The sequence below is a fragment of the Pseudomonas sp. KUIN-1 genome (assembly GCF_009176725.1).
GTDB lineage: Bacteria > Pseudomonadota > Gammaproteobacteria > Pseudomonadales > Pseudomonadaceae > Aquipseudomonas > Aquipseudomonas fragariae.
Window position 1 is genome coordinate 3404474 of the sequence record NZ_AP020337.1, and the last position, 18596, is coordinate 3423069.

Sequence of the window (18596 nt, forward strand, 5' to 3'; positions counted from 1 at the left end):
ACACTCCTTTTGCCTGTGGGATATTTCTTTTTCTAAGCCCTCCACTCTCTCATGGCACGTTTTCCATCCATGGCTAATATCGGAAATAACTTACAACACCCCTCAGCCTACAACACGGACATCACCCCCTATATCCAACATCGTTCCCCCATGCCATTTAACGAATTTGAGAAAGGCTATTTTCTAACTGAAAAAAAAAGTGCATCATTTGCGGGCGACTGAGTTATAAATACCCTCTATCTGCACAACGACAAGCCGCAAAGGCCAAGTTTCAGCATAGAAACCGCAGGTATCGGGCACCCTCGAGTGAGCGAATCGACCCATCAGTTTTGTCTCATCGCTTTATAGGGCTGACAACAGCCATTACATTGTTGGAGTATATTAATTGTCCAGACTTGCCGAGTTTCGAGCAGCAGAGAAAGCCCTTCAGGAACAGCTTGCACAGCTGGAATCGTTGAAGAATGACGCCGGATTGAAGAAGGAGATCGAATTCGAGCAAAAGCTCCAGGACCTGATGGGCACTTACGGCAAAAGCCTGCGTGACATCATCGCCATCCTTGACCCTTCGAGTGCCACCTCGCTGGTTGCACCCGCAGGGCCCAAGCGTCGCCGTGCACGCGTGGTCAAGGTGTACCAGAACCCGCACACCGGCGAGCTGATTGAAACCAAGGGCGGCAACCATCGCGGCCTCAAGGCGTGGAAAGAGCAATACGGTGTAGACACTGTTGATTCATGGCTGCGTGCCTGATTGCAAGTTGTCACTTGAAGCCCTGCACGTGCAGGGCTTTTTTATCTCCGGCACTGCAGATGAACACCTGCGCATTGCAGCGCTGCGCTCAGGCGTCATCACACAGTGCCTGCCGGTCCGCGCCGGGAATTCATATACATGATTAGGTGAACTGTCTGGTTCGTATACTTCAATGCACCGGGTAAATGCCGCGGGAATAATGACGCCAATAAATCCGGATTATGCGATTCAGCACACAGTTACAAACCTGAACAGTTGCTGAAGTGTGTAGAGTAATTATTCAGGTCGACAGCATGATGAGATACAGCACTATTTGTTTCTCAATGATTCGGTGCGCTGAACAGCATCGAATGCGCAGCCCAGCGCAGCTTCACACTTTTTTCACATGGACTCTCGGATGATGAAGACCGCTAAAGGAATAGCGCCCCATGCCCGCCTCGGCGGGCTTCTTTTTGCCTGCGAAAAGGCAGATGTCACTGCGTAACGTCCAGACGCAGACTCTCGCGAATACGCAGTGCCTCATCCTTGTTGCTCGCATAGCCGTCTGCCGATCCCGCATAAGACAACGACCAGGCCAGATCCTTGCTGGCGGCCGCGACCAGTGTCTGGGTCAGCACGTGCACACCGTTCTGGGTAATGGTGCAGGTGGTTTCGAGCGCGGGCACCACGCTGAGCCGGCTTTCGCGGACATGCGTACAAGCGCTCTGCAATCCGCTGCGGGCAAAATTGACCTGAACCGACTTGCGCATTTCCAGCAGAACGCCCTGGACGTTGACCTCATGCCCCGGCGTCAGGCGCGTCTGGGTGAGCTCCATGACCATCAGCGGATTTCCACTTTGATCGTTTTTAACCGCGCGCTGTCTGACCTGCACGGAAGGTTGAACGGGCTCGCCCGACTCGGTCGGTAACGACTCGACCTCCCAGCCTGCGGGCCAGACGATCATTGCATCGGCGGCATGGACCTGGGCAGTGCCCAGCAGCAGGAACAGGCACAGGCTTGGCACGGAGCGTCGGTAGTGCGAAAGGATCATGATCGGGTCGCCAGAACGGTTGACCGGAAATTCTGAGCCTGTTGTCGGCATCGAGCAAGGCCGACGCGACGTTATCCAAGCCGGGTTTGGCACTGCTCGCCCTGCCCCGTATCATTTGGCATTATTTGTACATTCTGTTGGAGACACATTGATGAGCTTGCACGAACTCAACACCCTACCGGGCGTCACAGCCAATCCTGAAGCGGCCACCCGGCAGTTTGTGTTCAACCACACCATGCTGCGCGTCAAGGACATCACCAAATCGCTGGACTTCTACACCCGTGTACTGGGCTTCAGCCTGGTCGAAAAACGTGACTTCCCGGAAGCCGAATTCAGCCTGTACTTCCTGGCGCTGGTCGACAAGGCGCAGATCCCGGAAGACGACGCTGCGCGCAACGAATGGATGAAGTCGATCGCCGGCATTCTGGAGCTGACCCATAACCACGGCACCGAAAGCGATGACACAGCGTCGTACCACAACGGCAACAGCGACCCGCGCGGCTTTGGCCATATCTGCGTGTCAGTGCCTGACGTGAAAGTCGCCTGCGAGCGATTCGAAAGCCTCGGCGTCGACTTCCAGAAGCACTTGTCCGACGGCCGCATGAACAGCCTGGCCTTTATCAAGGACCCGGATGGCTACTGGGTAGAGATCATCCAGCCTACACCGCTCTGAGACTGGCGGTGATCGCTCCGGCAAGGAGCGATCAGCCTGAAAAACAAAAAGCCCCGTGATCGCTCACGGGGCTTTTTGTTTACCGCTGTCCGATCAAGCCGGTGCGGAGGTACGGATCAGGTGGTCAAAAGCGCTCAGGGAGGCCTTGGCACCTTCGCCCAGGGCGATGATGATCTGCTTGTACGGGGCGACTGTCACGTCACCGGCAGCGAAGATACCCGGCACCGAAGTTTCTCCACGGGAATCGACCACGATCTCGCCACGCGGCGACAGCTCGATGGCACCTTTGAGCCATTCGCTGTTGGGCAGCAGACCGATCTGCACGAAGATACCTTCGAGCGGCACGGTGATCTCTTCGCCTGTGGTGCGGTTCTTGTAGCGCAGGCCGTTGACCTTCTGCTCATCACCCGTCACTTCAGTGGTTTGCGCACTGGTGATCACGGTCACGTTCGGCAGGCTGTGCAGCTTGCGCTGCAGCACCGCGTCGGCACGCAACTGCACGTCGAACTCCAGCAGTGTCACATGGGACACGATACCGGCCAGGTCGATTGCAGCCTCGACACCCGAGTTACCACCACCGATGACAGCGACGCGCTTGCCTTTGAACAACGGACCGTCGCAGTGCGGGCAATAAGCCACGCCCTTGTTACGGTACTGCTGCTCACCCGGCACATTCATCTCCCTCCAGCGTGCGCCGGTGGCAAGGATCAACGTCTTGGCCTTGAGGCTGGCACCGCTGGCAAACTTCACTTCATGCAACTCGCCGGCTGCGCCAGGAATCAGCTTGTCGGCGCGTTGCAGGTTCATGATGTCGACTTCGTACTGCTTGACGTGCTCTTCAAGCGCCACGGCCAGTTTCGGCCCCTCGGTATGCTGTACCGAGATGAAGTTCTCGATGGCCATGGTGTCCAGTACCTGACCACCGAAACGCTCGGCGGCAACACCGGTGCGGATGCCTTTGCGGGCAGCGTAGACCGCCGCCGCAGAGCCCGCGGGGCCACCGCCCACGACCAGCACATCGAAAGCCTGCTTGGCGTTGAGTTTTTCCGCCTGACGCGCACCGGCACCGGTGTCGATTTTGGCCAGAATCTCTTCCAGGCCCATGCGGCCCTGGCCGAACAATTCACCGTTCAGATAGATGCTCGGTACCGACATGATCTTGCGATCGGTGACTTCGTCCTGGAACAGCGCACCGTCGATAGCGACGTGCTTGATACCAGGGTTCAGTACTGCCATCAGATTCAGTGCCTGGACAACGTCCGGGCAGTTCTGGCAGGACTGCGAGAAATAGGTTTCGAAATGGAATTCGCCCTCAAGCGCGCGAACCTGTTCGATGGTTTCCGCACTGACCTTGGGTGGATAGCCGCCGACTTGCAGCAGCGCCAGGACCAGCGAGGTGAATTCGTGACCCATGGGGATACCGGCAAAACGCAGGCTGATATCGTGGCCAGGGCTGCTCAGCGAGAACGACGGAGTACGTGCGTCGGTGCCGCTGTCATTCAGGGTGACGTCCTTGGAAACGCTGATCACATCATTGAGCAGTGCAAGCATTTCCTGGGACTTCGCGCCGTCATCAAGGGACGCGACGATCTCGATGGGGCGAGTAACCCGCTCCAGATAGGATTTCAACTGGGCTTTAAGATTGGCGTCCAACATGTGGCGGCTTCCTGTTTACAAAGGGTAGAAATAACAACGCCCAGGCGATGACCGCCCGGGCGTTTTTTGGGGCGATGCGGTTTACTTGCTCAAGAGCTCAACGCCCCTAGCCGATTCACGCGACTCAGATCTTGCCAACCAGGTCCAGGGACGGAGCCAGAGTAGCTTCGCCTTCTTTCCACTTGGCTGGGCAGACTTCGCCCGGGTGAGCGGCAACGTACTGAGCAGCCTTGATCTTGCGCAGCAGCTCGGAAGCGTCACGGCCAACACCGCCGTCGTTCAGCTCGACGATTTTGATCTGACCTTCAGGGTTGATCACGAAAGTACCGCGATCCGCCAGACCGGCTTCTTCGATCAGTACGTCGAAGTTGCGGGAGATGGTCAGGGTCGGGTCACCGATCATGGTGTACTGGATCTTGCCGATGGCTGGCGAAGTGTTGTGCCATGCAGCGTGAGCGAAGTGGGTGTCAGTCGAGACACTGTAGATCTCAACGCCCAGCTTCTTGAACTCTTCGTAGTTGTCAGCCAGGTCTTCCAGCTCGGTCGGGCATACGAAGGTGAAGTCGGCCGGGTAGAAGAATACGACAGACCACTTGCCTTTGAAGTCAGCGTCCGAGACGTCAACGAAAGCGCCGTTCTTGAATGCGGTAGCCTTGAACGGTTTTACTTGGCTGTTGATGATAGGCATCGGTATATCTCCTGATGGGTTGGATGGGTTGTGAATTCGATGAAGTGAAGCTTACGCATGATCGATGACAATCGCTCATTGGCAAACCTGATGTCACTGATTGCTTTTCACTATGAAGGCAGCTTATTGATAGAAGAAACCTTCGGACCGCTCCCCGCCTCCGATGGGCTCAGGAACGGAGCGGCATCAATGTAGCGCATCGCCGACTTGATGTCCCTCCAGCCTACATAGGACATCAGTGACCTGAGGTCCCAGCCGTTGCTGTGCGCCCAACTGGCGAAGCCACGGCGTAGCGAGTGGCTGGTGTAGTGCTCGGCGGCGATGCCTGCACGCTGGAGGGCCTGACGCAGCAACGGGATGACGCTGTTGGCGTGCAACCCCTCCTCGCTTAGATTACCCCAGCGGTCCACGGCCCGAAACACCGGCCCGCGTACCAGTGCCGCACAGTTGATCCACTCTATATAGGCCTGCACCGGGCACAGCCGCTGCAACGCGGGGGTCTGATAGGTCCGGCCCAGGTTGTCGCGATCACCCTTGCTGCGCGGCAGATAAAGGCTGATTCCCGAGTCGGCGATGGTCTTGACATCCTGCACTTGCAGGCGGCAAAGCTCGTCGCTGCGAAACCCGCGCCAGAACCCCAGCAGGATCAACGCCGAATCACGTCGACCGCGTAACAGACGCGGCTGGTCGTGTTGCGCCTTCGCCTCGTGTATCTCGATCTCCAGCCAGGCGATGACTTTTTCCAGATCCTGTAGCTGCAATGGCTCGGCCTGCTTTTCCTGCGCCGGATGCAGCGCACGAATGCCCTTGATGACCTTGCGCACCATCGGTGCCTTGGTGGGATCGACAAAACCCTGACTGACGTGCCACTGGGCCAGCGCTGACAAGCGCAGCTTCAGGGTATTGACCGACAGCGTTCCCGCGTGGCTGGCCAGGTAACGCGCCACGCTTTCGCTGGTCGCCGGCAGAAAGCCGCCCCATGTCACCTCGAAATGCTCGATGGCAGCCCGATAGCTGCGGCGCGTGTTGTCGCGGGTCGCCGCCTCGATATAGCGATCAACGTCATTCATGGCTCAAACCTGCTCGGGTGTACCGGTAGCGACGCGTCAAAAGGAGCTGACAGCGCCTGACACGGGATAATACGCCAATATCCCGTGTTAATTAATTCAAAAAATAGCTAATTATTTCAAAACATATAGTATGTAATTACAGAGTACATACCACAGTACGAAATCGTAGGAGAGAGCATGGCCCGCGGCGGTGTAAACAAGGTATTAGTGCAGAAAGCGAGAGCATCGCTGCTGTCCCGAGGCGAAAACCCCAGCATCGATGCGGTACGTATCGAAATGGGTAATACGGGCTCGAAAACCACCATTCACCGCTATCTGAAGGAGCTCGAATCCACACACGCCCCGGCGCCGGATATCAATGACGAATTGAGCGATCTGGTGGCTCATCTTGCCCAGAGGCTTCAGCAGCAGGCGCAAGAGCGTATTGATCAGGCGCACGATCAGCACCAGGCCGAACGCGACACCCTCCAGCGACAACTTGCGGCCACTCAGGAGCAGATCAGCCAGTTGGAAAAACACGTACAGCAACGCGACGAGGCACTGGAACAGCAGGCTGCCGCCCTGCTCCACACGCAACGCACACTGCAGGATGTACAGACAGAACACGCCAGACTGCTTCAGGCCAATCAGGACTTGGAGACTCGCCTGCACGACAAGGACGGGCAGATCCACTCCCTCGAAGAAAAACACCAGCACGCACGCGAGGCGCTGGAGCACTATCGCAACTCGATCAGAGAACAACGCGAGCAGGAGCAGCGACGCCACGAAGGTCAGGTTCAGCAGTTGCAAATGGAACTGCGACAGGCACAACAAGGCCTTGCCATGCACCAGGAAAACATCACACAGCTCAATCGAGACAACGAAAGACTGCTGGCTGAAAATCGCAACACCCTGCGCGAACTGCACAGCCAGACCGACCAGCTGAAGCAGGCCAACACACAGAATGCTGCCTTCGCAGAACAACAGCAGCACGCCCGCACCCAATGCGCCCTGCTGGAAGAACGGTTACGCGGCGCGCAGGACGAAAACGCCGCGCTCAAACAAGGCATGACCGATGCGCAGCAACAGAGCCGCATGCTGGAACTGTTGCTGACCAAGAAGGAAGCAGCACTGGAGAACCTGCAGATCAGGCTCGATCAGCCGGACAAGCCTAAAGCCACCGGAAAGAAGCCATCGAACAAGCCATGACCAGAAGCTTCAGGCAACCGCAGCCTTGCCGCATGGCAGCTGCAAATGAACCCGGGTGCCCTGACCTTCAGTGCTTTCTATATGCACGTGCCCGCCACTCTGCCGGGTAAAGCCGTAGACCATCGACAAACCCAGCCCGGTTCCCTGACCTACCGGTTTGGTGGTGAAAAACGGATCGAACACCTGGTCGATAACGTCCTGAGCAATGCCACAGCCGTTATCTTCAACACTGAGCTGTATGTAGTCGCCAGGCAGCAAACCCTCTTTTTGCGCCGCCAGTGTTAACGAGCGACTGCGCACGCACAGCCTCCCTCCGACAGGCACAGCATCGCGAGCGTTGATGACCAGATTCAACAAGGCATTTTCCAGCTGGTGCTCATCGGTGCGCACCGCGCTCAACCCCTCCTCCAGCTCGATCTCCAGATGCGCATGAGCGCCGACCGTGCCTCGCAACAGCTCCTCCATGGAGCGGACCATGCAATTGACGTCCACTACAGTGACGTTGAGCGACTGCCGGCGGGCAAATGTCAGCAGCCTGCGGGTCAGCGCGGCAGCACGGTTCGCCGAGCTCGCTGCCGCATCCAGGTAGCGCGCGACCTCACCGATCCGCCCGGCCGCTACACGCAGCCTGATCATGTCCAGTGCGCCAATCACGCCGGAAAGTACATTGTTGAAGTCATGGGCGATGCCCCCGGTCAACTGACCGATCGCATCCATCTTCTGCGCATGACGCAAGGCCTCCTCAGCCATCGCCCGCTCGGCAATTTCGGCCTGCAGCAACTTATTGGCGGTTTCCAGCTCACGCGTACGCTCGGCGACGCGTAACTCAAGACTCTCGTTGAGTTCGCGCAACGCCTCTTCTGCATTGACCTGAGCGGTGATATCGGTGTGAGTACCCAGCCAGTGGGTGATGTGGCCCCGCGCATCGCGCAGGGGTAACGCGCGCGACAGGAACCAGTTGAACGCACCGTCCTTGCCACGGATCGGGAAGGTATCTTCCCAGATCGAACCGGTGGAAAAGCAGTATTGCAAACGCGCCATCACCCGCTCGCGATGCTCAGGATGCAGAACCGAGCGCCAGCCCAAGGCCGTCATGGCCTCAAGCGAGGCACCGGTGTAGGCATACCAACGCTCGTTGTACCAGTGGACCTGCCCTCGGGGGCTGGCAGTCCAGGCCAATTGGCTCATGTTGTCAGCCAATGTCCTGAACTGACGCTCGCTTTCACGCAAGGCGTCGATGTACTGCGCGACTTCGCGATCCTGCTCAGCCGAATGCAATGGCATTCTGGCCGGTGGTTGTTCTCTATTCACGTCGGGATCCATCCTCTTCAAGCCTTTACCCCGGAGCTCTTCCTGAACTCCGGGCGCTGCGTGACTTAACGTTTGACAGGCGTGCGCATGGTGACGAACTCTTCTGCTGCGGTCGGGTGCACCCCGATAGTATCGTCGAATACCTGCTTGGTCGCGCCAGCCTTGATGGCAATGGCCAGGCTCTGGACGATTTCGCCAGCATCCGGCCCCACCATATGGCAGCCCAGCACGCGGTCGGTTTTCGCATCGACGACCAGCTTCATCAATGTGCGCTCCTGATCATCGGTCAGGGTCAGCTTCATTGGCCTGAAACGGCTCTCGAAAATCTGCACATCGTGACCGGCCTTGATTGCATCTTCTTCGGTCAGACCGACCGTACCAATGTTCGGCAGACTGAAAACCGCCGTCGGGATGTGATTGTAGTCTACCGGGCGATACTGCTCGGGCTTGAACAGTCGACGCGCGACCGCCATGCCTTCAGCCAGCGCGACCGGGGTCAGCTGCACACCTCCGATGACGTCGCCGATGGCCAGAATGGAAGGCTCGCTGCTCTGGTAATGCTCATCGACCTTGATGTAACCGTGCTCGTCCAGCTTGACGTCAACACTGTCCAGACCGAGGTTGTCGAGCATCGGCCGACGCCCTGTTGCGTAGAACACGCAATCAGTTTCGAGAGTGCCGCCGCCTTTCATGGACAACAGCAGACTGCCGTCGGCCTGCTTGTCGATGCGCTCGATATCGCTGTTGAAGCGAATCGTCATGTCACGCTTGAGCAGCTCTTCGTGGAGATGGGTACGAACACCGCCATCAAAACCACGCAGAAACAGTTCGCGGCGGTAGACCAGCGTGGTATCGGCGCCCAGGCCATTGAAGATCGAAGCGAACTCCACGGCAATGTAGCCACCACCCACGACCACCACGCGCTTTGGCAGCGTCTTGAGGTAAAACGCCTCGTTGGACGTAATGGCATGCTCGCGTCCCGGCACATCAGGCACCTGCGGCCAGCCACCGGTGGCGATCAGAATGCGCTCGACGCTGTAGGTCTGACCGTTGATTTCGACCTGCTGCGGCCCGACGATCTTTGCGTGGCCTTCAAGCAGAGTAACGCCGCTGTCGACCAGCAATTTACGATAGATGCCGTTGAGGCGGGTGATCTCACTGTCCTTGTTGGCAATCAGCGTGGACCAGTCAAAACTGGCCTCGCCCAATGACCAGCCAAAGCCCTTGGCATGATCAAAATCCTCGGAAAAATGCGCTCCGTACACCAGCAACTTCTTGGGAACGCACCCCACGTTGACGCAGGTTCCACCTAGATAACGGCTTTCGGCCACGGCTACCCGCGCACCAAAACCGGCAGCAAAACGTGCTGCCCTGACACCGCCCGAACCGGCGCCAATTACAAACAGATCAAAATCGAAGGCCATTGCTATCTCCTGGGCAGAGTTACAGCATAACCGCACGGCGGCTATTCAGAAATGAAAAAGCCACCCGGAGGTGGCGTTTTCACAGCATCGTCATTCAGGTATCAATGAGCTTTGCCGGTCTTGTAGAAGTGCTCGAAGCAGAAGTTGGTAGCCTGAATGTAACCCTCAGCACCACCGCAGTCGAAACGCTCACCCTTGAACTTGTACGCAAGCACATTGCCTTCAGCAGCCTGCTTCATCAAGGCGTCGGTGATCTGAATTTCACCGCCCTTGCCCGGCTCGGTCTGCTCGATTTTCTCGAAGATGTCCGGAGTCAGGATGTAGCGGCCGATGATCGCCAGGTTGGACGGCGCATCTTCAGGCTTCGGCTTTTCAACCATGTTGGTCACGCGGAACAGGCCTGGCTTGATCTCTTCGCCAGCGATCACGCCATACTTGTTGGTTTCCTGCGGATCGACTTCCTGGATGGCGATGATCGAGCAGCCATAATGCTTGTGCAGCTTGACCATCTGCGCCAGCACGCCATCACCCTCAGGGTTGACGCACAGGTCATCGGCCAGAACCACGGCGAACGCTTCGTTGCCGATCAGCGGGCGACCGCTGAGGATGGCGTGGCCCAGACCCTTCATTTCAGTCTGACGAGTGTACGAGAAGCTGCATTCGTCGATCAGCTTGCGAATACCGACCAGGTACTTTTCCTTGTCAGTACCCTTGATCTGGTGCTCGAGCTCGTAGCTGATGTCGAAGTGGTCTTCAAGAGCGCGCTTGCCACGACCGGTCACGATGGAAATTTCGGTCAGGCCTGCAGCGAGGGCTTCCTCAACACCGTATTGGATCAGTGGCTTGTTGACCACCGGCAGCATTTCCTTGGGCATGGCCTTGGTCGCTGGCAGGAAGCGAGTGCCGTAACCGGCTGCTGGGAACAAGCATTTCTTGATCATAAAAGTCCTTGGTAAGGGCTGTTGGTGTTAACGGCGCAGTCTAATGATGAGGCAGTCACCTTACAATGCTGCCTTTGGCCGTCCGATGCCATGATAGAGGAATACTCGTACAGATAGTTCCGCACTTTCTGGATATTGCCTGTACATAAATGCAGCGCAGAACACCATTAAACGACCCTAAGGGCCAGCACAGCAGGCTCGGAATGCCTTTCCGGACGGCTGCAGCATTTACATCAGGCTTCGTGAATGGCAAGGCGGCGACAAGCGGGAAGCAGGCAGTTTATGATGCAAAACATGGCGGAACGATGGCACCTATTACCAGTCCAACGCTCGCATTTGTTAATTCCCTGGCCTTATCTCGAAGCGAAAAACATGATCAGAATTTTGTCCATTATTGCTGTGCTGGGCCTTACCGGCTGCGCAACCGCCTCCAACACCTACCTGAAAAACGGCAAACAGGGCTTGAGCATCGACTGCTCCGGCGAGGCGATGTCCTGGGCAAGCTGCTACGAAAAAGCGGATGCTTCCTGTGCAGGCACAGGTTATGAAATTGTTGGCACAGATGGCACCCCACAACCTGCCGAAAGCGACAAGACGCTGGGCGTGGACGTTGGCAACTACAAAAGTCGCAGCGTGCTGGTGGTCTGCAAGTAATCAGGTCTGCCGCCCTGCCCACCGCGGACAGGGCCAGCTGACCAAGCCTGACCGATTAGCCTGAAATGCACGCTTCGGCAGCGTTCTGCACATCCCTGAAACGGATGGGCACATTGGCAAGTCGTTCGTAGACCTTGATCGTACTTCCGCCCGAGCGGCTCTCGATATCCACTACTGCTGCGGGTGACTTGCTGAGTTTCTGCGCGACGATGACCCGCAGGCCGTCATGGCGAGGCTCGATCAGAGGCGGCTTGCGACTGCTGCTGATCTTGCCAGCGAAGCAATCGGCGTATTCATGAGGATTCTTGCCCGACATCACGTTCATGGTGGGGGGTGTATGCTCAATGTCGTTCACTGTGGCACAGCCAGTGATTGCCAGAGCCAGGACTACTACAGCAGCCAGTTTCATACAAAGCCTCCAAATAAAGGTCCTACGACAAGCCTCAACGCAATTAAATCCCGACTGAGGCATTTTTTCCCGGAAACACGGCAAATTAATACTCACCGACGTCAAATTGCGGGCGTCGCATGCTATCGTTTTGATTTTTCAGAAAAACCCCCATTTCGGAGCCCGTCATGAAATTCGTACACCAGCGTGAGCATCTCAACGAGGACGATCTTGTCGTCATCGAGTGCTCTCAGACCTGCAATATTCGCCTGATGAACGATGCGAATTTTCGCAGTTTCAAAAATGGTGGTCGGCACACCTATCATGGCGGTGCGTTTGACAGATTTCCGGCCAAGATCGCCGCGCCAAGCACCGGTTTCTGGAACATCACCATCGATACCGCAGGGCGCAAGGCAGATACCAATGCCGGACGCAAACTGCCCTTCACTCACAAGATCAAGATCGTCCGGCGCTCGACCTCTCGCCTGGGATGATGCAAGGAGTCACCGTGAACAATCCAGCCCCGCGCACGACCAAATTTGCTGTCAGCTACAAGCTCAATGGCGAACGCCGCTTCGAATTCGCCCAACTGCAATCGGCATCCACCGAAGAAGCCGAGGCCGCCTTGAAGAAAATGCACGGCGAGAGCGACGACCTTATTACCGAGGTCAAGGTCAGCAAGGCTCTCTGATACTCACCGGAGCTCGATCCGATCATGCAACGCAAAGGTGACACTCCCGCCACTCTGGACCTGTTCGCGGACCAGACGGCCCAGCCTCGCAGCGATGAGCGGATCGGGCCCGGGTCATGGCTGTTCAGAGGCTTTGCGCTGACCGCCATGCCGCAGCTGCTGTCCGCCCTTGAACAAACACTGGGCCTCTCCCCGTTCCGGCACATGCAGACCCCCAACGGTCTGAGCATGTCTGCAGCACTGAGCAGTTGCGGACAACTGGGCTGGATAACCGACCGCCACGGTTACCGGTACAGCGCGACCGACCCACAAACAGGACAGGCCTGGCCGACGATGCCGGACGTATTCATGCAGCTGGCGCAGGATGCCGCACTGGCAGCCGGCTATGCCGGGTTCGTGCCTGATGCCTGCCTGATCAATCGCTATATTCCGGGCGCCAAGATGTCCCTGCATCAGGACCGAGACGAATACGACCATCGCTGGCCAGTGGTCTCCGTATCACTGGGCATACCGGCCATCTTTCAGTTCGGCGGCCTGCTGCGCGGCGACAAGACTCAACGCATCTCCCTGTTTCATGGCGACGTGGTGGTCTGGGGTGGCGAGGACAGATTGCGTTTCCACGGCATTTTGCCCATCAAGCAGGCCGAGCATCCGCAGCTGGGTGAGCAACGGATCAACCTGACCTTCCGCAAGGCTGGCCGCGACAGCTGATCAGGCCTCTTCAAGCACACCGGAAGTACGGGCCAGCGCCGGGCATACTGCCCGGTGCAGGTTCAGTGCAGTATTGATGATGCCGATGTGGCTGAACGCCTGAGGGAAATTGCCCAGCATGCGCCCACCCTTCGGATCGTACTGCTCGGCCAGCAGGCCAACGTCATTGCACAAACCGCACAACCGTTCGAACAGCTGCGCGGCATCATCAGCCCGGCCGAGCAAGACATAGGCATCGGCCAGCCAGAACGAACAGACCAGAAACGTCCCTTCACGACCGGCAACACCATCGACACTGCGCTCGTTGTCGTAACGCAACAGCAGACCATCCTGCATCAGCGTGCGCTCGATCTGTGCGACGGTGCCGATAACGCGTGGGTCTTCCGGCGCGAGAAAACCGGTCAGCACAATCTGCAGCAGGCTCGCGTCCACCTCTGTCGAGCCATAGGTCTGCACGAAACTGCCAAGCTCGGCATCGAAACCGTGGCGACAGACATCGGCATGAATTTCGTCCGCCACCTTCCGGTAATGCGTCGCCAGCGCACGATCCTCATCGCTCTCGGCAGCCTGGGCGATCTGCGTAGCGTTACGGTCAAAGGCCACCCAGGCCATGACTTTCGAATGGGTAAAGTGGCGCGGCTCGGAGCGTATCTCCCAGATGCCCGCATCCGGCAGGTGCCAGATCTTCTCCAGATAAGGCATGACCACCTTGGAAATCGCCACGCTGCGCGGATGCTGCGCCATACCGCCGCGCAGCGCCTGGATCATCGCATCGGCCACTTCGCCATAGACATCCAGTTGAACCTGCGTCGCCGCACCATTACCGACACGCACCGGCAGCGAGTGTTCGTAGCCACTCAGCCAGGGCAACTCGTATTCCTGCAGACGCCGCTCGCCGCCTACGCCGTACATGATCTGGATCTGTTCCGGGTTACCGGCAACCGAGCGCAGCAACCAGTCCCGCCAGGCCTGAGCTTCCTCGAAATAGCCCAGATTCATGAATGCCAGAAGGGTCATGGTGGCGTCGCGCAACCAGCAATAGCGGTAATCCCAATTGCGCTCGCCACCCAACTGTTCGGGCAATGAGGTGGTCACGGCCGCAACGATGCCGCCAGTAGGCGCGTAGGTCATGGCTTTCAGCGTAATCAGCGAGCGCTTTACCTGCGCCGTCCACGGCCCGACGTCAGGGCAGCGATCAGAAAACTCGCGCCAATAGGCTGCGGTGGTTTCCAAGGCCTGGTCGGCATCGATCTGATCGAGCAAGGGCGCAAAGGATGCCTGATAGGCCAGCGTGAAGACCTTGCGCTCGCCTTCATCGACGTGAAAACGGCTGGCCGTGTGATGATCCTGTGGGTGCAGGGCCACGGGGCTGCGCAAAACCAGCATTTCCGGCCCGGCGACTGCCGTCAGCGTATGAGCATCCTTGCGCTCGACCCAGGGCACGCTGCTGCCGTAATCGAAACGGATGGCAAGATCCACAGCGAATTCGACCCGACCGGACAGCCCGACCACCATGCGCACCACGTGGCCGGAGGTCTTCATGGGCATGAAATCGATCAGCATGGCGCGACCGTCACGGGTTTCGAAAACCGTTTCGAGAATCAGCGTGCCGTCGCGATAACGACGCTCGACAGCGATAACCTCGGCGGTTGGCGCGATCTTCCAGCGGCCGTGCTCATCACCGCCCAGCAGCGCGGCGAAACAGGCCGTCGAGTCGAAGCGGGGGAAACACAACCAGTCCAGCGAACCATCACGGGCGACCAGCGCCGCCGTCTCGCAGTTGCCCAGCAATGCGTAGTCTTCGATCAGTGCAGCCATTCAGAAATGCCCGTCGTGATGATGATTCGTTAACGTGGGAACACCGTTCGGTCAGGCGCTCAGAATGTAACGCTCGATGGCGTTGGCCACTCCGTCCTGCTCATTGCTATCAGTAACATGATCAGCCTGTCCCTTGACTGTCTGCTCGCCCTGCCCCATGGCAATCGACAAGCCTGCCTTGTGGAACATCGCCACGTCGTTACCGCCGTCGCCTATGGCCGCCGTACGCGACAGGTCGACGCCCAGATAGTCCGCCAGCGCGACCAGAGCGGAACCCTTGTTGGCCTCCAGCGCAGTCACATCCAGGTAGTATTTTTGCGAACGGGCCGCCAGCGCGAGCCCTTCGATCTGCGGATTGAGCTGCGCCTCAAGGGTCTTGAGCAACTCGAAATCGGCGCTGGCCGCGACGATCTTGTCGACGCGATCCAGATACGGCTCGAAACTCTCAACCTGAACATAGCCATAGCCCAGTGCACGGAGCTCATGATCGACGTAATCGGCGTGAGGATCGAGCAGCAGCCACTGATCATCGGCAAACACCCAGATGGCAACGTTCTGCCCGGCAAACAACTCCAGACAAATGCGAACGGCGCGCGGGTCAATGCGATGAGCAACCAGCAGGCTGCCATCAGGATGGGTGATGGTGCCGCCATTGAACGCCACGGTGGGCAGATCCACACTCAACGCTTCGATTACCTGGCGCATGGCCCTGGGCGGCCGACTGCTGGCCAGCGTGAAGTGAACGCCGGCATTACGCAGGCGCTTGACGGCGTCGATATTGGCTTGGCTAAGGCTGTGATCACGGCGCAGTAACGTGCCGTCGATGTCGGACAACAGGAACTGTACAGGCAGTTCAGACATTCAATTCTCTCCATTCCCGACCGTCACGACTCAGCAGCTCTTCACCCGCTTGCGGGCCATCCTTGCCAGCCTCGTAAAGCTGCACTTGCGGCTGCGCGGCCCAGGCATCGAGGAACGGCTGCACGGCACGCCAGCCGTTCTCGATGTTGTCGGCACGCTGGAAGAGCGTCTGATCACCGGTCAGGCAGTCATAAATGAGGGTTTCGTACCCGGTAGAGGGCTGCATCTCGAAGAAATCCTTGTAGGCGAAGCCCAACGCGATATCTTCCATCTCCAGTTTCGGGCCTGGACGCTTGGCAAACAGGTCGAACCACATGCCTTCGTTAGGCTGGATCTGGATCCGCAGGTAGTTGGGCTTGAGCCGGTCGACCTCGGTATCGCGGAACTGCGCGTACGGAGCAGGCTTGAAGCAAATGGCGATTTCGGTGCTGCGTGCGCTCATACGCTTGCCGGTGCGCAGGTAGAACGGCACACCCACCCAGCGCCAGTTGTCGACCATGACCTTCAGTGCAACGTAGGTCTCGGTGCTGCTGTCCGGCTCCACGCGATCTTCCTGACGATAACCGACGACCTGCCTGTCGCCCATCACGCCCTTCGCGTACTGGCCACGCACCGAATTGGCCAGGGCTTCCTCCTGGCTCCAGGGCCGGATCGCGCCGACCACCTTGGCTTTCTCACCGCGAACGGCATCGGCACCGAAAGCGGCAGGCGGCTCCATCGCCACCATCGCCAGCAGCTGGAACAGGTGATTGGGCACCATGTCACGCAAGGCACCGGTGTGCTCGTAAAAGCTGCCACGGGTTTCAACGCCTACGGTTTCCGCCGCCGTGATCTGTACGTGATCGATGTAGTGATTGTTCCAGAACGACTCGAACAGGCCATTGGAGAAACGGCTGACCAGAATGTTCTGCACCGTCTCCTTGCCCAGGTAATGGTCGATCCGGTAAATCTGCTTCTCGCTCATGACCTTGAGCAGGCAGCCATTGAGCTCGACCGCACTGGCCAGATCGGAGCCGAACGGCTTTTCGATCACGACACGACGAAACGCGTCTTCGGTTTCCTGCAGCAAACCTGACGAGCCCAGGCGCTGGGCGACCTCACTGAAAAACCGCGGCGCGGTGGCCAGATAGAACACCGCGTTCGCGGTGCCGGTGCTCTCGATCTTGCTGGCGATGTCCTGATAGGTGGAATCGTCGAGGAAGTCGCCCTGCACGTAACTGATGCGCTCGGCCAGCTTGCTCCACAACGCAGGATCGAGCGGATCCTTGCCGCCGCCGGCAACCTTGCCGGCGGCTTCATCACGAATGAAGTTCTCGAGCTTTTTCGCAAAATCGGCATCGCTGATCGCATTGTGATCGACGCCGACAATATGCAGCCCTTCATCCACCAGACCGTCGCGTGACAGGTTGTAAAGCGCCGGCATCAACAGGCGCTTGACCAGGTCGCCATGGGCACCGAACAGAAACAGCGTCGTGGGTGGGGCTACCTCGGTTTTTTGCTCGGCACTGCCACGCGACAGGCCCATTACTTGGGTTCCTTGTGGCCACCAAATCCAAAGCGCATGGCGGACAGCATCTTGTCTGCGTAGGAGCTTGTCTGGCGGGAACGGAAACGCGCAAACAGGGCGCTGGACAGCACAGGAACCGGAACCGCCTGCTCGATGGCCGCTTCGATGGTCCAGCGACCCTCACCGCTGTCGGCAACCGAACCGGAGAATGCATCCAGGTGCGGGTCGGTGGCCAGGGCGTCGGCGGTCAGGTCCAGCAGCCAGGACGACACCACACTGCCACGACGCCAGACTTCGGCAATATCCGCCGTGTTCAGGTCGAAACGCTGCTCAGGCGGCAGGAGTTCGGAGTTTTTCTGCTTGAGAAGATCGAAGCCTTCGGCGAACGCCTGCATCATTCCGTATTCGATGCCGTTGTGGATCATCTTCACGAAATGCCCGGAACCCGCAGGGCCGGAGTGGATATAGCCACGTTCGGCACGATCATCGGTCGAGGTGCGGTCACGGGTGCGCTCGATCGAGCCGAGGCCTGGAGCCAGTGTCGCGAACAGCGGATCGAGACGCTCGACGACGGCGGCCTCGCCTCCGATCATCATGCAGTAGCCACGTTCGAGACCCCAGACGCCGCCTGATGTGCCGACATCGACGTAATGCAGGCCCTTTTCAGTCAATTCCTGAGCGCGCCGGATGTCGTCCTTGTAGAAGGTATTCCCGCCATCGATGATCACGTCATCGGCGTCGAGCAACTGGCTGAGGGTCTGAATGGTGTCTTCGGTCGGCGCACCGGCCGGGAGCATTACCCAGACAGCACGGGGCCTGGCGAGCGCACCGACCAGTTCCTTCAGGTCTGCGACCGCAGTCGAACCGTCATTGGCCAGGGCGTTGCGCGATGCTTCATCACGGTCGTACACCACAGTCGTATGACCATTCAGCATCAGACGGCGTGCGATGTTGCCGCCCATACGGCCCAGTCCAATAATCCCAAGTTGCATGAAGGTGCTCCTTAAATCGTAAAAAGGTGCCTCGTTTGCCGTCCAGCGCATCGACGGTTGCGAGCATGCTGATTAGTCAAGCGAGGCGGAACGTCGGTTCCCTTGGAGAAGATGAAGACGCGAGCGCCCCCCTGTGGTGCATTTTGTCGCGATTAATAAACATTCGCGACAATTAAAAATAAAAAAGTTCCAAAATCATGCAAAAGAAATCAAAATCGATGCCGATAGAGAGGGTAAGCAGCGG

The 18596-nt window shown here is 58.2% G+C and carries 19 protein-coding genes; 7 read left to right on the forward strand and 12 right to left on the reverse strand.

Annotation, left to right across the window (positions count from 1 at the left end):
* The first annotated feature begins 385 nt into the window (after positions 1-385).
* Positions 386-748 carry a histone-like nucleoid-structuring protein, MvaT/MvaU family gene (locus tag KUIN1_RS15045; protein ID WP_002553302.1) on the forward strand — a complete coding sequence of 121 codons (363 nt, stop codon included), beginning with the start codon at positions 386-388 and terminating at the stop codon, positions 746-748.
* A gap of 473 nt (positions 749-1221) precedes the next feature.
* Here KUIN1_RS15045 and KUIN1_RS15050 read toward each other — a convergent pair whose 3' ends face one another.
* A complete protein-coding gene (locus tag KUIN1_RS15050; RefSeq protein WP_024639549.1) occupies positions 1222-1830 on the reverse strand; it encodes a DUF4946 domain-containing protein in 609 nt (202 codons plus the stop codon).
* 100 nt (positions 1831-1930) lie between these two features.
* Between KUIN1_RS15050 and gloA the strand changes: the two genes are divergently transcribed.
* A complete protein-coding gene (gloA, locus tag KUIN1_RS15055) occupies positions 1931-2452 on the forward strand; it encodes a lactoylglutathione lyase (RefSeq protein WP_024651135.1) in 522 nt (173 codons plus the stop codon).
* Between the two features lie 93 nt (positions 2453-2545).
* On the opposite strand, the gene ahpF is transcribed toward gloA, so the two are convergent.
* From ahpF to KUIN1_RS15070, 3 genes are all read right to left on the reverse strand, one after another.
* Positions 2546-4108, reverse strand: coding sequence for an alkyl hydroperoxide reductase subunit F (ahpF, locus tag KUIN1_RS15060; RefSeq protein ID WP_003315309.1), 1563 nt, complete (start codon positions 4106-4108; stop codon positions 2546-2548).
* Between the two features lie 124 nt (positions 4109-4232).
* Positions 4233-4796 (reverse strand): alkyl hydroperoxide reductase subunit C, encoded by a 564-nt coding sequence (gene ahpC, locus KUIN1_RS15065; RefSeq protein WP_002553298.1) that lies wholly within the window; start codon positions 4794-4796, stop codon positions 4233-4235.
* A gap of 110 nt (positions 4797-4906) precedes the next feature.
* Positions 4907-5866 (reverse strand): site-specific integrase, encoded by a 960-nt coding sequence (locus tag KUIN1_RS15070; RefSeq protein ID WP_152092097.1) that lies wholly within the window; start codon positions 5864-5866, stop codon positions 4907-4909.
* 177 nt (positions 5867-6043) lie between these two features.
* On the opposite strand from KUIN1_RS15070, the gene KUIN1_RS15075 reads away from it, so the two are divergent.
* Entirely contained in the window at positions 6044-7054 is a 1011-nt protein-coding gene (locus tag KUIN1_RS15075; protein WP_096134912.1) for a DNA-binding protein, read from the forward strand.
* A gap of 9 nt (positions 7055-7063) precedes the next feature.
* Here KUIN1_RS15075 and KUIN1_RS15080 read toward each other — a convergent pair whose 3' ends face one another.
* The 3 genes from KUIN1_RS15080 to galU all read right to left on the reverse strand — a co-directional run bounded on the left by KUIN1_RS15080 (position 7064) and on the right by galU (position 10730).
* Positions 7064-8338 carry a hybrid sensor histidine kinase/response regulator gene (locus KUIN1_RS15080; RefSeq protein WP_011268130.1) on the reverse strand — a complete coding sequence of 425 codons (1275 nt, stop codon included), beginning with the start codon at positions 8336-8338 and terminating at the stop codon, positions 7064-7066.
* A 92-nt stretch (positions 8339-8430) separates the two neighbouring features.
* Positions 8431-9789 (reverse strand): glutathione-disulfide reductase, encoded by a 1359-nt coding sequence (gorA, locus tag KUIN1_RS15085; RefSeq protein WP_054091940.1) that lies wholly within the window; start codon positions 9787-9789, stop codon positions 8431-8433.
* 101 nt (positions 9790-9890) lie between these two features.
* Entirely contained in the window at positions 9891-10730 is an 840-nt protein-coding gene (galU, locus tag KUIN1_RS15090) for a UTP--glucose-1-phosphate uridylyltransferase GalU (protein ID WP_003364457.1), read from the reverse strand.
* Positions 10731-11102: 372 nt separating this feature from the next.
* On the opposite strand from galU, the gene KUIN1_RS15095 reads away from it, so the two are divergent.
* On the forward strand, positions 11103-11384 hold the full coding sequence (locus KUIN1_RS15095; RefSeq protein ID WP_003400694.1) for a hypothetical protein: 282 nt from the start codon (positions 11103-11105) through the stop codon (positions 11382-11384).
* A 55-nt stretch (positions 11385-11439) separates the two neighbouring features.
* Here KUIN1_RS15095 and KUIN1_RS15100 read toward each other — a convergent pair whose 3' ends face one another.
* Entirely contained in the window at positions 11440-11793 is a 354-nt protein-coding gene (locus KUIN1_RS15100; protein ID WP_152092098.1) for a hypothetical protein, read from the reverse strand.
* Positions 11794-11960: 167 nt separating this feature from the next.
* On the opposite strand from KUIN1_RS15100, the gene KUIN1_RS15105 reads away from it, so the two are divergent.
* The 3 genes from KUIN1_RS15105 to alkB are packed head-to-tail and all read left to right on the forward strand — an operon-like array spanning position 11961 to position 13174.
* Entirely contained in the window at positions 11961-12266 is a 306-nt protein-coding gene (locus KUIN1_RS15105; protein ID WP_003364463.1) for a DUF1883 domain-containing protein, read from the forward strand.
* 14 nt (positions 12267-12280) lie between these two features.
* Positions 12281-12463: a hypothetical protein gene (locus KUIN1_RS15110; protein WP_011268132.1), complete on the forward strand. Its 183-nt coding sequence runs from the start codon at positions 12281-12283 to the stop codon at positions 12461-12463.
* 24 nt (positions 12464-12487) lie between these two features.
* On the forward strand, positions 12488-13174 hold the full coding sequence (gene alkB, locus KUIN1_RS15115) for a DNA oxidative demethylase AlkB (protein WP_024660017.1): 687 nt from the start codon (positions 12488-12490) through the stop codon (positions 13172-13174).
* Here the strand turns inward: alkB and KUIN1_RS15120 are convergent, their stop codons facing one another.
* The 4 genes from KUIN1_RS15120 to gnd are packed head-to-tail and all read right to left on the reverse strand — an operon-like array spanning position 13175 to position 18403.
* Complete coding sequence (locus tag KUIN1_RS15120; RefSeq protein WP_011268134.1) at positions 13175-14992, reverse strand: glycoside hydrolase family 15 protein; 1818 nt, start codon at positions 14990-14992, stop codon at positions 13175-13177.
* 51 nt (positions 14993-15043) lie between these two features.
* Positions 15044-15853 carry a Cof-type HAD-IIB family hydrolase gene (locus KUIN1_RS15125; protein WP_011268135.1) on the reverse strand — a complete coding sequence of 270 codons (810 nt, stop codon included), beginning with the start codon at positions 15851-15853 and terminating at the stop codon, positions 15044-15046.
* Positions 15846-17378 carry a glucose-6-phosphate dehydrogenase gene (zwf, locus tag KUIN1_RS15130; protein WP_024641511.1) on the reverse strand — a complete coding sequence of 511 codons (1533 nt, stop codon included), beginning with the start codon at positions 17376-17378 and terminating at the stop codon, positions 15846-15848. The genes KUIN1_RS15125 and zwf overlap by 8 nt, the downstream gene beginning before the upstream one ends.
* Positions 17378-18403, reverse strand: a complete 1026-nt coding sequence (gene gnd, locus KUIN1_RS15135; RefSeq protein ID WP_332107645.1) for a phosphogluconate dehydrogenase (NAD(+)-dependent, decarboxylating) — start codon at positions 18401-18403, stop codon at positions 17378-17380. The genes zwf and gnd overlap by 1 nt, the downstream gene beginning before the upstream one ends.
* Positions 18404-18596 lie beyond the last annotated feature (193 nt).

What these genes read in the sequence shown, in the direction of transcription:
- KUIN1_RS15125 (WP_011268135.1), bottom strand. Translation starts at nt 15,853, where the DNA reads ATGTCTGAACTGCCTGTACAGTTCCTGTTGTCCGACATCGACGGCACG.
- KUIN1_RS15080 (WP_011268130.1), bottom strand. Translation starts at nt 8,338, where the DNA reads ATGCCATTGCATTCGGCTGAGCAGGATCGCGAAGTCGCGCAGTACATC.
- KUIN1_RS15120 (WP_011268134.1), bottom strand. Translation starts at nt 14,992, where the DNA reads ATGGCTGCACTGATCGAAGACTACGCATTGCTGGGCAACTGCGAGACG.
- galU (WP_003364457.1), bottom strand. Translation starts at nt 10,730, where the DNA reads ATGATCAAGAAATGCTTGTTCCCAGCAGCCGGTTACGGCACTCGCTTC.
- KUIN1_RS15095 (WP_003400694.1), top strand. Translation starts at nt 11,103, where the DNA reads ATGATCAGAATTTTGTCCATTATTGCTGTGCTGGGCCTTACCGGCTGC.
- gloA (WP_024651135.1), top strand. Translation starts at nt 1,931, where the DNA reads ATGAGCTTGCACGAACTCAACACCCTACCGGGCGTCACAGCCAATCCT.
- ahpC (WP_002553298.1), bottom strand. Translation starts at nt 4,796, where the DNA reads ATGCCTATCATCAACAGCCAAGTAAAACCGTTCAAGGCTACCGCATTC.
- KUIN1_RS15105 (WP_003364463.1), top strand. Translation starts at nt 11,961, where the DNA reads ATGAAATTCGTACACCAGCGTGAGCATCTCAACGAGGACGATCTTGTC.
- KUIN1_RS15070 (WP_152092097.1), bottom strand. Translation starts at nt 5,866, where the DNA reads ATGAATGACGTTGATCGCTATATCGAGGCGGCGACCCGCGACAACACG.
- KUIN1_RS15050 (WP_024639549.1), bottom strand. Translation starts at nt 1,830, where the DNA reads ATGCCGACAACAGGCTCAGAATTTCCGGTCAACCGTTCTGGCGACCCG.
- KUIN1_RS15100 (WP_152092098.1), bottom strand. Translation starts at nt 11,793, where the DNA reads ATGAAACTGGCTGCTGTAGTAGTCCTGGCTCTGGCAATCACTGGCTGT.
- alkB (WP_024660017.1), top strand. Translation starts at nt 12,488, where the DNA reads ATGCAACGCAAAGGTGACACTCCCGCCACTCTGGACCTGTTCGCGGAC.
- KUIN1_RS15075 (WP_096134912.1), top strand. Translation starts at nt 6,044, where the DNA reads ATGGCCCGCGGCGGTGTAAACAAGGTATTAGTGCAGAAAGCGAGAGCA.
- gorA (WP_054091940.1), bottom strand. Translation starts at nt 9,789, where the DNA reads ATGGCCTTCGATTTTGATCTGTTTGTAATTGGCGCCGGTTCGGGCGGT.
- ahpF (WP_003315309.1), bottom strand. Translation starts at nt 4,108, where the DNA reads ATGTTGGACGCCAATCTTAAAGCCCAGTTGAAATCCTATCTGGAGCGG.
- gnd (WP_332107645.1), bottom strand. Translation starts at nt 18,403, where the DNA reads ATGCGCTGGACGGCAAACGAGGCACCTTTTTACGATTTAAGGAGCACC.
- zwf (WP_024641511.1), bottom strand. Translation starts at nt 17,378, where the DNA reads ATGGGCCTGTCGCGTGGCAGTGCCGAGCAAAAAACCGAGGTAGCCCCA.